This is a genomic window from Streptomyces sp. NPDC029466, from assembly GCF_055574515.1.
In genome coordinates this window covers 150,555-163,192 of the sequence record NZ_JBVHZH010000007.1, presented here as the reverse complement: position 1 = coordinate 163,192, position 12,638 = coordinate 150,555, and the positions used below count along the sequence as shown (strand labels likewise).

The 12,638-nt window shown below is 73.3% G+C and carries 13 protein-coding genes; 11 read left to right on the top strand and 2 right to left on the bottom strand.

What is annotated here, in order from left to right:
* Nucleotides 1-99: 99 nt before the first annotated feature.
* A complete protein-coding gene (locus ACZ4XD_RS09120) occupies nt 100-954 on the bottom strand; it encodes a LysR family transcriptional regulator (protein ID WP_468039728.1) in 855 nt (284 codons plus the stop codon).
* A 572-nt stretch (nt 955-1,526) separates the two neighbouring features.
* Between ACZ4XD_RS09120 and ACZ4XD_RS09115 the strand changes: the two genes are divergently transcribed.
* The 10 genes from ACZ4XD_RS09115 (at nt 1,527) to ACZ4XD_RS09070 (ending at nt 10,289) form a co-directional block, all read left to right on the top strand.
* Complete coding sequence (locus tag ACZ4XD_RS09115; RefSeq protein WP_468039726.1) at nt 1,527-2,300, top strand: alpha/beta fold hydrolase; 774 nt, start codon at nt 1,527-1,529, stop codon at nt 2,298-2,300.
* A complete protein-coding gene (locus ACZ4XD_RS09110; protein WP_468039724.1) occupies nt 2,297-3,871 on the top strand; it encodes an amino acid adenylation domain-containing protein in 1,575 nt (524 codons plus the stop codon). The genes ACZ4XD_RS09115 and ACZ4XD_RS09110 overlap by 4 nt, the downstream gene beginning before the upstream one ends.
* Nucleotides 3,868-4,131: an acyl carrier protein gene (locus ACZ4XD_RS09105; protein WP_052718961.1), complete on the top strand. Its 264-nt coding sequence runs from the start codon at nt 3,868-3,870 to the stop codon at nt 4,129-4,131. Before ACZ4XD_RS09110 ends, ACZ4XD_RS09105 begins: the two co-directional genes overlap by 4 nt.
* On the top strand, nt 4,128-5,288 hold the full coding sequence (locus tag ACZ4XD_RS09100) for an acyl-CoA dehydrogenase family protein (protein WP_468039722.1): 1,161 nt from the start codon (nt 4,128-4,130) through the stop codon (nt 5,286-5,288). The genes ACZ4XD_RS09105 and ACZ4XD_RS09100 overlap by 4 nt, the downstream gene beginning before the upstream one ends.
* 44 nt (nt 5,289-5,332) lie before the next feature.
* On the top strand, nt 5,333-6,523 hold the full coding sequence (locus ACZ4XD_RS09095; protein ID WP_468039720.1) for an acyl-CoA dehydrogenase family protein: 1,191 nt from the start codon (nt 5,333-5,335) through the stop codon (nt 6,521-6,523).
* Nucleotides 6,517-7,035, top strand: a complete 519-nt coding sequence (locus ACZ4XD_RS09090; RefSeq protein ID WP_468039718.1) for a flavin reductase family protein — start codon at nt 6,517-6,519, stop codon at nt 7,033-7,035. Before ACZ4XD_RS09095 ends, ACZ4XD_RS09090 begins: the two co-directional genes overlap by 7 nt.
* Nucleotides 7,036-7,116: 81 nt before the next feature.
* Entirely contained in the window at nt 7,117-7,533 is a 417-nt protein-coding gene (gene panD, locus ACZ4XD_RS09085) for an aspartate 1-decarboxylase (protein ID WP_190146187.1), read from the top strand.
* 31 nt (nt 7,534-7,564) lie between these two features.
* Complete coding sequence (locus tag ACZ4XD_RS09080; RefSeq protein ID WP_468039715.1) at nt 7,565-8,299, top strand: SDR family NAD(P)-dependent oxidoreductase; 735 nt, start codon at nt 7,565-7,567, stop codon at nt 8,297-8,299.
* Between the two features lie 74 nt (nt 8,300-8,373).
* A complete protein-coding gene (locus ACZ4XD_RS09075; RefSeq protein ID WP_468039713.1) occupies nt 8,374-9,186 on the top strand; it encodes a phytanoyl-CoA dioxygenase family protein in 813 nt (270 codons plus the stop codon).
* Nucleotides 9,183-10,289 carry a zinc-binding dehydrogenase gene (locus ACZ4XD_RS09070; RefSeq protein ID WP_468039711.1) on the top strand — a complete coding sequence of 369 codons (1,107 nt, stop codon included), beginning with the start codon at nt 9,183-9,185 and terminating at the stop codon, nt 10,287-10,289. Before ACZ4XD_RS09075 ends, ACZ4XD_RS09070 begins: the two co-directional genes overlap by 4 nt.
* Before the next feature lie 141 nt (nt 10,290-10,430).
* Here ACZ4XD_RS09070 and ACZ4XD_RS09065 read toward each other — a convergent pair whose 3' ends face one another.
* On the bottom strand, nt 10,431-11,252 hold the full coding sequence (locus tag ACZ4XD_RS09065) for a helix-turn-helix domain-containing protein (RefSeq protein ID WP_468039709.1): 822 nt from the start codon (nt 11,250-11,252) through the stop codon (nt 10,431-10,433).
* 160 nt (nt 11,253-11,412) lie between these two features.
* Here ACZ4XD_RS09065 and ACZ4XD_RS09060 point away from each other — a divergent pair, with 160 nt between their 5' ends.
* The gene (locus ACZ4XD_RS09060; RefSeq protein ID WP_468039707.1) at nt 11,413-12,627 is read left to right on the top strand and encodes an MFS transporter; all 1,215 of its coding nucleotides are present in this window, start codon (nt 11,413-11,415) and stop codon (nt 12,625-12,627) included.
* The last annotated feature ends 11 nt before the right edge of the window (nt 12,628-12,638 follow it).

Below are 12,638 nucleotides of genomic sequence, written 5' to 3'. Positions count from 1 at the left end.
GGCTCGTGGAACTCGGGCAGCCGGCGGGCAGGCGACGAGGTCCCGACCGGAGCATGGCCGGGACCTCGTCGCCCGGAGGCACCGGCGCTCCCGCCGCCCCTACTCCCGGAGTTCCTGGGCCGTTCGCCTGGCCAGATCGGCGAAGCGGGGCGCCTGGGGGTGGGCGCCGTGGGAGGGGTGGGCGAGGTAGGCGCGGACGGTGGGGGCGCCGGTGAGGGGGACGAGGCGGACGGAGGGGTGGGTGTAGCGGCGGGCGGCGGAGACCGGGGCGGTGCCGACGCCGAGGCCGACGGCCACCTGTTCCAGCCATTCGTCCATGTTGCGGCATTCGGCGCCGACCACCGGGCGGCGGCCGTCGGGCCACATGTCGGGGAAGGTGACGCCGCTGACGGTGTTGATGATCAGCGGCAGGTCGGCGAGCTCCGCCCAGTCGAGTGCGGTGCGTTCGGCCAGCTGCCAGCTCGCGGGGACCGCCGCGATGCGAGGCTCCTCGTAGAGGAGGACGGTGCGCAGGCCCTTCGGCAGGGGTTCGCCGCGCAGCAGGCCCAGATGCGCCTGGCCGGTGTCGAGTCCGGCCTGGGGGGTGTCACAGCGGATGAATTCGACGCCGACGCCGGCCTCCGCGCCGAAGCGGGAGGCGAGTCGCGACAAACCCTGGGGCAGTCCCCAGCTGAAGCCGATGCGCAGTTTCTCCCCGTTCTGTAATTCCCGCAGCGTCGCATCGAGTTGGCGCAGCAGCGGGGTGACGGCGGCTCGCAGGGTCTGTCCTTTTTCGGTCAGCTCCGTTCTCCGGGTGCTGCGTTCGAAGAGCCGCACTCCCAGGGACTCCTCAAGCGTTCTGATGTTGCGGGTCAGGGTCGGCTGGGCGAGATGCAGCCGTCGGCCTGCGGCCGTGAAGCCGCCTTCCTCGGCTACCGCGAGAAAGCAGCGCAGATGACGCAGATCGACGTTCATTCGTGGGGCGTATAGGCGGTTCAGCAATTTCATTTCTCCAGCCCCTGCCCAGTGTCTAGTCTTCTTGATGCCACCGAGCGGACCGGGTGCCAGGAAGCCGGCACCGGTCGTCGACACCGCTGGTGAGCAGTCATGCGTGCAACGGGGCGTTCAACGGGGGGCATGTGCAGGGGCATTGGTGCAGCGCCGTCAATGGGCACGGCGCAAAAATTGACCAAAGTGAATGTAAAAGAATGTCTGGCCGGCCGGGCCGTCCAGCAGGTTTCCGTGCTTGAAGTTGCTTTGTCACCGCCTCTGAGAACGTTTCGTAGCTGAGTTACCGGCCGGCGCCGTCCACGGGTGGCGCCGGGTGCGGAACGAGCGATTCGACGTCATGTGATGCGTCGTTCCCGCGTCGCCGTCCCATTGATGACCACCACCCTATCCAACTATTTTTCTTCAACTATTACTGCCGCCCGCCGGCCCGTCATTCACCTTTCTGCCGCGTTCCGGCACGCCGCCGTGGCGTGCCGCCGGCTTGCGTTTTCCGGAATTCCCCTGCTGCTGCCGTACATCACTGAGAAGGATTTGCTGTGCCCGTAATCGATACGCGCAACGGTCCCCTTGAACATGTCCTGATCGACGGTGACCCGGACCTGGCGCCCCTGGTCTTCCTGCACGGCGGACTCGGCTGCCTCGCGGCCTGGGGACGCTTCCCCGCCCGGCTGGCCGCCGCCACCGGACGCCGCGCCCTGGTCTACTCCCGCCACGGCAACGGCGGCAGCGGCCCCGACCCGCTGCCGCGCACCCCCCGCTATATGCATGAGCACGCCCAGGACGTCCTGCCCGAACTGCTCGGCGCGCTGGGCCTTGACCGCCCCGTCCTGGTCGGCCACAGCGACGGTGCGTCCATCGCCCTGCTGTACGCCTCGGCGCACCCCGTCGAGGCCGTCATCGGGATGGGCCCGCACATGTACTTCGAAGAGGAGAACCGCGTCGGCATCGAGAACGCCCGCGCCTCCTACGACGCGGGCCCGCTCGCCAGGAAGATGGCCATGGTGCATGACGACCCCCGGGGCGTCTTCGACCGCTGGAGCGGGGTGTGGCTCTCGCCCGCCTTCCGCAGCTGGTCCCTGGAGCACGACCTCGACATCACCGCGCCGGTACTGATGATCCAGGGAGACGCGGACGAATACGGCTCGCTGGCCCAGGTCGACGCCGTCGAGCGCGCGGTCAGCGGCCCGTTCCGGCGCCTGGTCCCCGAGGGCTGCGACCACTACCCGCACCTGGTCCGCCCCGGCCTGGTCACCGACACCGTGTGCGACTTCCTCGCCGGGCACGCGCAGTCCGCGGGGGCCGCCCGATGACCGCGCCCGCTCCCGTACGCCTCGACGCCCTGCTGGCCCGCTCTGCCCGGGTCCACCCCGACCGCACCGCCCTGGAGGGGGCCGGGGAGAGCTGGACGTACGACCGACTCGACCGTGCCGTTACCGCGTTGGCCGCCCGGCTGACCGCCGAGGGCGTGGCACCGGGCGACCGGGTCGGCGTCTACGCCCCCAAGACCCCGGCCACCGTCATCGCCCTGTACGCGGCGCTGCGGGCCGGTGCGGTGACCGCGCCCCTGGACACCGCCGACCCGCCCGAGCGCACCGCCCGGATGATCCGCAACGCGGGGCTGTCCCTGCTGGTGACCGTCGACCGGGCGCTGCCCGGGGCCCGCCGCGCCGCCACCCGCGCCCGCGACGGCGCCCCGGCCGACGAGGGCACCCTCGACCACGGTCTGCACCGGCTGCGGATCCTCGCCCCCGAGGAGCGGCCCGCACCGCTGCCCGCGCCCGCCGGCTCCGGCGGCTACATCCTCTTCACCTCCGGCAGCACCGGCTGGCCCAAGGGCGTGCTGCTCTCGCACGAGAACGTGGCCCACTACGCGCTGTGGGCCGCCGGGGAGTTCGGCCTCACCCCGGACGACCGGATCGGCTCGCAGGCCGCGCTCACCTTCGACCTGACCACCTTCGACCTGTTCAGCGCCGCCGCCGCGGGGGCCTGTACGGTCCTGATGCCGGATCTGCTGCGGGCCTTCCCGCGCGATGTCGTCGGCTGGCTGACCGAACAGCGCATCACCGCCTTCATGGCCGTGCCGTCGCTCTACCACAACATGCTCCAGCAGGGCGGTATCGCCGACGCCCCGCCGCCCGCCCTGCGCATCGCGGCCTTCGGCGGGGAGGCGTTCGCTCCCGAACTCCTGGAGCGCTATCTGCGGTTGCTGGACGGGGTGCCGTTCTACAACCTGTACGGGCCGACCGAGACCAACGCCTGCACCTACTACCGGGTGCCGGCCGACTGGACCGCCGACCGGGAACTGCCCATCGGCCGCGGGATCGGCGGCGTCCACATCGAGGTGCTCGACGAGGACGGCGCGCCCACCGACGGCGAGGGCGAGATCCATATCGCCGGGCCCGTCGTCTTCCAGGGCTATCTGCGCGGCGGCGCCCCCGACGACCCCACCACCATCATCGCCTGCCGCGACGGCGTCGCCCGCCGCGCCTACGCCAGCGGCGACCTCGGCCGGATCACCCCCGACGGCCTGGTCTTCCTGCGCGGGCGGCGCGACAACCAGGTCAAGCGGCGCGGGCACCGTATCGACCTGATGGACGTGGAGAACGCCGTCCTGGAGCTGCCGGGGATCGCCACCGCCGCGGTCGTCGCCAAGGACGGCCCGCACGCCGGCCAGATCTGGGCCTACGCACAGACCGACGCCACCGAACGGGAGGTCCTGGCCGCGCTACGCGAGGTGCTGCCCCGGCGGATGCTGCCGGACCGGATCGTTCCGCTCGCCACCCTGCCCACCACCACCAGCGGGAAGGTCGACCGCCGCGCGCTGCGCGACACCGACGGCCACCCCGCGGCCCCCGCACTCCCCGAGGAGCTCACCGTATGAACAGCGTCGAAGAACTCTGCACCCTGATCGGCAGCCGGATCACCTGGGGACCCGGCGAGGACGCCGGCTCCCTGGACGCCGACACCCCGCTGCTGGAACGGGGTCTGGTCGACTCGCTGGCGATCATGGAGATCGTCGCGGCACTCGACAAGGAGGCCGGCGTCAGCCTGCCCGACACCGAGATCGTCGCCGCCAACTTCCGCAGCCCCAAGGCCCTGTGGGCCGCCATCGAGAAGCTCTCCGCCGAGGGCGGCAAATGAGCGCGGCGGCCACCGCGGCGCTGCGCACCGGCGCACCGGAGACCGAGGGCTTCGTCGACACCTACCAGGCGCTGGCCGCCCCGGTGCTGGAGCAGCTGGCCGGCCAGGACTTCCGCGCCCAGTGGCAGGCCATGGCCGACCTCGGTGTGCTCAAGCTCGCCGCGCCGGAGGCCACGGCACCCGGCCCGGTCACCCGCTCGCTCGCCATGATCGAGGGGATCGGTCTGGCCGGCGCCGACCCGGGCCTGTGCTACGCGCTGGCCTCGCAGATCTTCGGGATGCAGTTCCCGCTGCGGGACGCCCTCGGCGCCGACGCCTGGCGCGCGGTCGCCGAGGTCCAGGAGGGCCGGGAGCTGCTGTGCCACGCGCTGACCGAACGCGGCGGCGGCAGCGACCCGTTCTCCATGGAGACCCGCGCCCGGCGGGACGGGGACGGCTTCGTGCTCGACGGCGCCAAGACGTTCATCACCGCCGCCCCGGTGGCCGACCGGGCGATCGTCTTCGCCCGTACCGCCGAGGGACGCTCACCGTTCGCGCTGTCCGCGTTCCTCTTCCCGCTCGATCTGCCGGGGATCCGCCGCGGGGAGACCTTCACCAAGACGGCGCTGCCCACCGTGCCCATGGGGGAGCTGCTCTTCGAGGGCGCCCGGCTGCCGGCGAGCGCGCTGCTCGGCCAGGAGGGCTCCGGGCTGGCGGTGATGGCCTCCACCACCGCCTGGGAGCGTTCCCTCGTCCTCGGTTACGCCCTCGGCCCGATGCGGCGCCTGCTGGCCCGTACGGTCGACTGGGCCGCGGAGCGCGACCACTTCGGCCGCCGCATGGGCGCCAGCCACCAGGTCGCGGGGCGGATCAGCGAGATGGCCCTGGCGCTGCACCGCTCCCGCGTCCAGCTCTACGCGATGGCCGCCCGGCTCGACGCCGGTACCCCCGCCCGGCAGCTCGCCGCCGGGGCGGCCCTCACCAAGATCTCCGTTTCCGAGGACTACGTACGGATGACCGAGCACGCCACCGCGCTGTCCGGCGTCCGGGCCTTCCTCCCCGGCTTCGACCTCGCCGCCGACCTGGCCGCCCCCATGGCGGCCCTCACCTACGCCGGTCCGAACGACCTGCTGCGCGTGGGTGTGGCCCGGCAACTCGGCCTGCCCGTCGAGAACTGACCGGTCGGAACCCGACCGGCCGATCACCGACCCGAAGGACTTCGATGACGCTGCCGACCCCCCTCAACGATCTCCGCAAACTCGCCGCGGAGACGGGCGAACGGCTCGCCCCGCTCGCCGCGGACACCGACGCCGGACGCGACAACGGCCACGAGAGCTACCGCATCCTGCGCGAGTCCGGTCTGCTCGCCCTGCTCGTCCCCCAGGAGGCGGGCGGCGCCGGCCTCGGCTTCGGCGACTACTGGCGGGTGCTGGCCGAACTCGGCGCGCACCACGGCGCCGCCGCCCTCGGCTTCAACATGCACCATGTCGTCATCGGCGCGCTCGCCGATGCCGCCGGCACCCGGCTGCCCCCGGCCGCCGAGGCCTTCCGCGCCTGGATGCTGGACGAGGTCGTGCACGGCCGCAAGCTGTTCGCCTCCGCGACCTCCGAGGCCGGCCGCGGCGCCAAGCTCCGCGGCATGCAGACCCGTTACCGGCTCTCCGACGACGGCACCCACTACCTCCTCAGCGGCACGAAGTCGTTCGTGTCGCTGGCCGGCGCCGCCGACTACTACGTCGTCGCGGCCGCCCCCGACAGCGGCGGCGAGGACACCGGCGAGGCCTCGCACTTCGTCGTCGCCGCCGACGACCCCGGGGTCAGCTTCGGCGCCGTGCCGCAGCTGTCCGCGATGTACGGCACCAGCACCGCCCCGATGACGCTGGACGAGGTCCCGGTGCCCCGCTCCCGGCTCTACCTCGGCGTCGAGGGCATGTCCCTGTTCAAGGTCGTACGCGAACCGCACTGGATGATCGCCGGCTACACCGGCGCCTATCTCGGCATCGCCGAGGCCCTCTTCCAGCACACCGTCGACCATGTCACCGCCTCCCCCGCCCGCGCGGACTCGCCCGTGGTGCAGCAGGAGCTGGGCCGGATGTCCGCCCGGCTGCGGGCCGCCCGCGCCCTGGTGCACGAGGCCGGTGATCTCGTCACCGCCCAACGCGGCAGCCTGGAGGCGAACGCCATGGTGCACGCCGCCAAGTACGTGGTCGGCGAGGTCGGGCCGCGGCTCGCCCAGGACGCGCTGCGGCTGTGCGGCTCGGCCGCGATCAGCCGCAGCCATCCGCTGGAGCGGCTGATCCGCGAGGTCCAGTTCGCCCATGTGATGCCGGCCAAGCCGCAGGAGTGCCTGGAGTACCTGGGCAAGGCCGCCGTCGGGGTCAATCTCTACGACGCCCGGGCGTTCGCATGGTGACCCCGGTCCAGGACGAACTCGCGGTGACCCGGGACGCGTTCCGGGCCCTGATGAGCTCGCACCCCAGCGGGGTCGCCGTCATCACCACCGCCGACGCCGGGGGCACGCCGTACGGCTTCACCTGCACCGCCTTCTGCTCGGTCTCGCTGGACCCGCCGCAGCTGCTGGTGTGCGCGGGCAACAACGGCAGCACCCTGCCGGTCCTCGCCGCGCGCGGGGCCTTCACCGTCAACCTCCTGCACAGCGCGGGGCGGCGGGCCGCCGAGGCGTTCGCCGGGCCGGCCGCCGAACGCTTCCGCACCGTCCCCTGGCAGCCGGCGCCCGCCACCGGGCTGCCGGCGCTGATCCAGGACGCCCATGCCACCGCCGAGTGCCGGGTCGCCCGGCTCACCCCGGCCGGCGATCACACCATCGTGATCGGCGAGGTGCTGGGCATCCGGACGCACACCCCGGCCGCCGAAGAGGCGCCGCTGCTGTACGGCATGCGCCGCTACGCGACCTGGCCGGCCTGACCCGGCCGTTGCCCCACCGGCCGGCCCCACCCGCGGCCGCGCCGTGCCATCACCCCCTCCCACCACACGTGAGGAATCCGCATGTACCGCACCCTGATGAAGTCGAAGATCCACCGCGCCACCGTCACCCAGGCCGATCTGCACTACGTCGGCTCGGTGACCGTCGACGCCGACCTGATGAAGGCCGCGAACCTGATGGCCGGCGAGAAGGTCGACATCGTCGACATCGACAACGGCGCCCGGCTGTCCACCTACGTCATCGAGGGCCCGGCCGGCTCCGGCGTCATCGGCATCAACGGCGCCGCGGCCCGGCTCATCAGCCCCGGCGACCTCGTCATCCTCATCGCCTACGCCGCCATGACGGACGACGAGGCGGCCTCCTTCGTCCCGAACGTCGTCTTCGTCGACGCCCACAACGGCATCAGCGGCGTGGGCGGCGACCCGGCCGAGGTGCCCGAGGGCTCGGGCCTCCGGCGCGGCGACCTCGTCGCCAACTGACCGTTTCCACACGCCACTTCAGGGAGATGTCATGACGCTCTCCGTGGTCAGCGGGGGCACCCGCGGCATCGGGCGGACACTGAGCCTCCGGCTCGCCGCCCTCGGCCACCGGGTGATCGCCCTCTACCGCGGTGACGACGCCGCCGCGCAGCGGACCGTGCAGGCCGGTGACGGCCGGATCGAGGCGCTGCGCTGTGACCTCGCCCGGCCCGCGGAGATCCGGGCGGTCGGCGCCCGGATCACCGACGGGTACGGCGCCCCCGCCGTCCTCGTCAACAACGCCGGCGTCAACCGCGACCGGCCGTTCCTGTCGATGGCCGACGAGGACTGGGACACGGTGCTGGCCACCAACCTCTCCGGCCCCTTCCACCTCACCCGGGCCCTGGCGCCCGCGATGGTGGCGGCCGGGGGCGGCGGCATCGTCAACGTCGCCTCCACCACGGCGATCCGGCCCCGGGCGAACGGCGTCAACTACTGCGCGAGCAAGGCGGGGCTGCTCCAGCTCACCAAGTGCCTGGCCCTCGAACTCGCCCCGCACATCCGGGTGAACGCCCTGCTGCCCGGCTTCACCGACACCGAAGAGGTCACCGAGCGCTACCGCCTCGATGACCCGGAGCGGCTGGCCGCCGTCCTGGGCACCATCCCCGGCGGCCGGCTCGGCACGGCCGAGGACATGGCCGACGCCCTCGAATTCCTGGTGACCGCGCGCAGCGGCTATGTCACCGGACAGCAACTCATCGTCGACGGCGGGCACTTCATGGGCTGACCCCCCACCCACCGGTCCGCTCACCCCACCGGTCCGCCCCGACGGATTCCCTCACCTCTCAGGAGAAGAACCGCATGCGACTGACCCAGCAACAGGCCGACCAGTACCACGAGCAGGGGTTCCTGCTGCTCGAATCCCTTCTCGACCCGCACGAGGTGGCGGCCCTCCGCGCCGCCTTCGAGCGCGACGCGAGGGTGCCCGGCCCGCAGGTGGTGACCGAGGACGGCGGCACAGAGGTGCGCGCGGTCTACTCCTCGCACCAGCGGCAGCCCGAGTACGCCGGACTGATCCGCGACCCGCGCATCCTGGAGCCCGTCCGGCAGCTGCTCACCGACGACGTCTACATCTACCAGTTCAAGATCAACGCCAAGCCGGCGTTCGGCGGCGACAAGTGGGCCTGGCACCAGGACTTCCTGGCCTGGCGGCTGGCCGACAACCTGCCCGCTCCGCGGCAGGTCAACATCGGCGTCTTCCTCGACGAGGTCACCGAGTTCAACGGCCCGGTGATCTTCCTGCCCGGCTCGCACCGCGGCGGACTCGTCCACGAGGGCCGCTCGGCCGCCGCACGGTCCGAGCAGCACCTCGACCCGGACGACATCTCGCTGTCGCCGCAGCAGCTCGCCGAGCACGTCGACCGGCACGGGATGACCAGCCCCAAGGGCCCGGCCGGCTCCGTCGTGCTGTTCTCCCCGGAGATCGTGCACGGCTCGTCCCCCAACATGTCGCCGTTCGCCCGCCGGCTGCTGATCGCCACCTACAACGACACCGCCAACCTGCCGCGGCCCGTGGGCGAACCCCGTCCGGAGCATGTGGTGTGCCGCGACACCGAGCCACTGCGCCCGCTGGCGGCCCCGTTCTCCCGGAGCCTGAGCGCGGTGACGGCATGACCGGGCGCACCGGACGCGCCGTCGTCCTGGAGGAGTTCGGCCAACCGCTGCGGCTGCGGGAGTTCCCGCTGCCCCCGGCCCCCGCCGGCGGGATGGTCGTGGCCTGCGGCTACGGCGGCATCTGCGGCACCGATCTGCACCTTCAGCAGGGCCATCTGGACATCCCCGTCCCGCTGGTCCTCGGGCACGAAGGACTCGGTGTCATACAGGAATTGGGGGACGGCCTGTGCCAGGACGCCACCGGCGCCCCGCTCGCGGCCGGCGACACGGTGATGTGGGCCTCCTCCCTCGCCTGCGGGGTCTGCCCGCCCTGCCGGCTGCACCGCGAACCGACCCTGTGCGAGCGGCGCCGCACCTACGGCGTCAACCGCGCCCTGGCCGACGGGCCGGAACTCTCCGGGGCCTGGGCCGACCACATCGTGCTCCAGCCCGGCACCACGGTGATCAAGGTCCCCGACGGCACCGACCCGCTCGCCGCCATGTCGCTGGCCTGCGCCGGTCCCACCGTGGCGCATGCGCTGTACGAGCGGCGGCCGGTGCGGCTCGGGGAGACCGTCGTGGTGCAGGGCAGCGGCCCGGTCGGGCTGGCGGCCGCCGCGTTCGCGCAGCTGGCCGGGGCCGCCAAGGTCGTGGTCGTCGGCGGTCCGGCCGGCCGGCTGGAGCGGGCCGCGGCGGCCGGCATCGGGGACGTCCACCTGAACATCGCCGACGCCGACGACCCCGAGAAGGTCCTGCGCGAGGTACGGGCCGCCACCGGAGGCGACGGCGCCGACCTGGTGATCGAGTGCGCCGGGGTGCCGGCCGCCGTCGGACAGGGCCTCACCCTGGCCCGCCGGGGCGGCAGCTACCTGATCATCGGCCAGTACACGGACGCCGGGGACACCCTGATCAACCCGCACCAGATCGTCCACCGGCAGCTCGACGTGGTCGGCTCCTGGGCCTTCACCGGCGCCCATCTCGTCGAATACGTCCGGCTGTTGCCGGCCCTCACCGCCCGCTTCGACCTGGCGAGCCTGGTGACGCCGTTCCCGCTGGAGCGGCACGCCGACGCGCTCACCGCGGTGGCCGACGGGTCGGTGATGAAGGCGGTGCTCACGTCCTGACACCGCCTCCCTGACGCCCGCCCCTGCCGCACCGACCCCCGCGGTGCGCAGTCGGCGCGGGCGACGGCCCGGCCGCAGCCCTCCGGCGCGGCCGGGCCGGCACCGTTTCCCCCGCGCCCCGCCGCACGGAGCGGCGCCGGCTCACCCGGTGAGCGCCGTCAGCGCCTCCTCCGTCGCCGGGTCGTCGGGAAGGTAGGCCAGCAGATGGTGGCCCGGCTGGTCCACGGCGGCGAGTTTGACGTACCGCAGCCGCAGATCCCCGGCCACCGGGTGCCGGAAGTGGCGGACGGCGGGGTGGAACGCCGAGGTCTCCCGGCGGCCGTACCAGCGGACCGCGTCCGGGTCGGCCAGCAGCTCCTCGGTGATCTCCGCATAGCGGCCGTCCTCCGGATGCCGGGCCGCCTTCGCCCGGAACTGGCCCAGCAGACTCCGCGCCTCCGGCTCCCAACTGGCCAGCAGCGACCGGGCCGGCGGCCAGCGGAACACCAGCCACAGCAGATTGCGCTGCTTGGGCGCCAGCCGCGCCAGGTCGGTGAGCAGCGCCGTGTAGCCCGCGTTCCAGGCCAGCAGGTCCCAGTGCGGGTCGAGCACCACGGCCGGGTTCGGTGCCAGCTTCTCCACCAGCGACAGCAGATTGCGCGACACCCACCCCGGTGACCGCTCGGCTGGTGCGGCGTGCTCCACGAACGACAGCACATGCGCGGTCTCGTCCGGGTTCAGCCGCAGCGCCCGCGCCACGGACCGCAGCACCTGCTCCGACGTACGGACCCGCCCCTGCTCCAGCCACGCGTACCAGGAGCTGCTGACCCCGGCCAGTTGGGCGACCTCCTCGCGCCGCAGGCCCGGGGTGCGGCGCCGCGGTGAGCCGGGCAGCCCCACGTCGGCGGGCGCCAGCCGCTCACGGCGGGAGCGCAGGAACGCGCCCAGTTCGCGGCGCGGGCCGCCGGATCCGCCGTCGTTCACGCCCCACTCCCCCCCGCACCGCCGGCCTGCCGCTGGGGCCTCGGCCGTGCCCCAGGGTGTGAGCAAGGGTAATCGGCTGCGGGGTCCCGCCGGCCGGCCGCGGTGATGGGCTGGAGCCGCCGGTCCGACCACACCGGCAGTGCACGCCACGAGGAGCCCCATGGACACCGCCGACGCACCCCGCACCACTCCCCCGCCCGCTCCGGCCGCCGCCACCGGCCCGGCCGCCCCGCCGATGCCCGCCGCCTCGCTGCGGCTGCTGCGCACCGCCGGATTCGTCAGCAACTTCGACCGCTTCTGCATCACCCCGATGCTGCTGCTCATCGGCACCCAGCTCGGCGTCCCGCTGACCACGGTGATGCTCGCGGCCAGCGGCTACTTCCTCGCCTACGGCCTGATGCAGCCGGTCTGGGGGCTGCTGAGCGACCGGCTGGGCCGGGTGCGGGTGATGCGGCTCTCGCTGGCCGGGGCCGCCGTCGCCGCCCTCTGCTCGGTGCTCGCACCCGGCGCGACGGTCCTGATCGTGGCGCGGGTGGCGGCCGGCGCGTTCTTCGCCGCGTCCATCGCCGCGTCCATCACCTACGTCGGGGACACCGTGCCCGCCGCGGTCCGCCAGCGCCCGCTCAGCGAGCTGATGACCGCGTTCGCGCTGGGCACCGCCGTGGCCACGGTCGTCGCCGGGGCGCTGGCGCACTACGTCAGCTGGCGGCTGGTCTTCGCCCTCCCCGGTGTGATCGCCGGCTTCCTGGTCGTCGCCCTGCGGCGGCTGCCGGAACCGCCGCGGGCGGCTCCCGGCGCGCTGCTCGCCCCGTTCAAGGTCGTGCTGCGGTCCCGCTGGCAGTGGTACGTCATGGCCGTCGCGATGCTCGAAGGCGCCGTCCTGCTGGGGTTCCTGACCTACCTCGCACCGGCGCTGGAGGCCCAGGGCGCCTCGGCGACGCTGGCCGGTGCGGTGTCCGCGCTGTACGGCGTGGGCTCGATGGCCGCGGCGCAGCAGGTCAAGCGGCTGGTGGGGCGCTGGACGCCGGTGCGGCTGATCGTGGTCGGCGGGGTGCAGATGGCGGTGGCGTTCGGCCTCGCCACGGCGAGCCAGTCGGTGCCCGCGCTGGTGGGGTGCGCGCTGCTGCTCGGTGGCGGCTGGTCGTTCATGCACTCCACGATCCAGTCCTGGGCCACCGCGCTGTCCCCGGCGGCCCGCGCCACCGGCGTCGCGATGTTCGGCGTGGCCCTCTATGTCGGCAGCGCGCTGGCCAGCGCGATCGCCGCGGGCCCTGCGGAACACCACGCCTACCGAGGGATGTTCCTGACCGCGGCGGTCCTCACCGTTCCCCTGACGGTGGCCGCCGCCGTGGGCCGGGCCCGGTACCGCGACTGACCGGTCGGGTC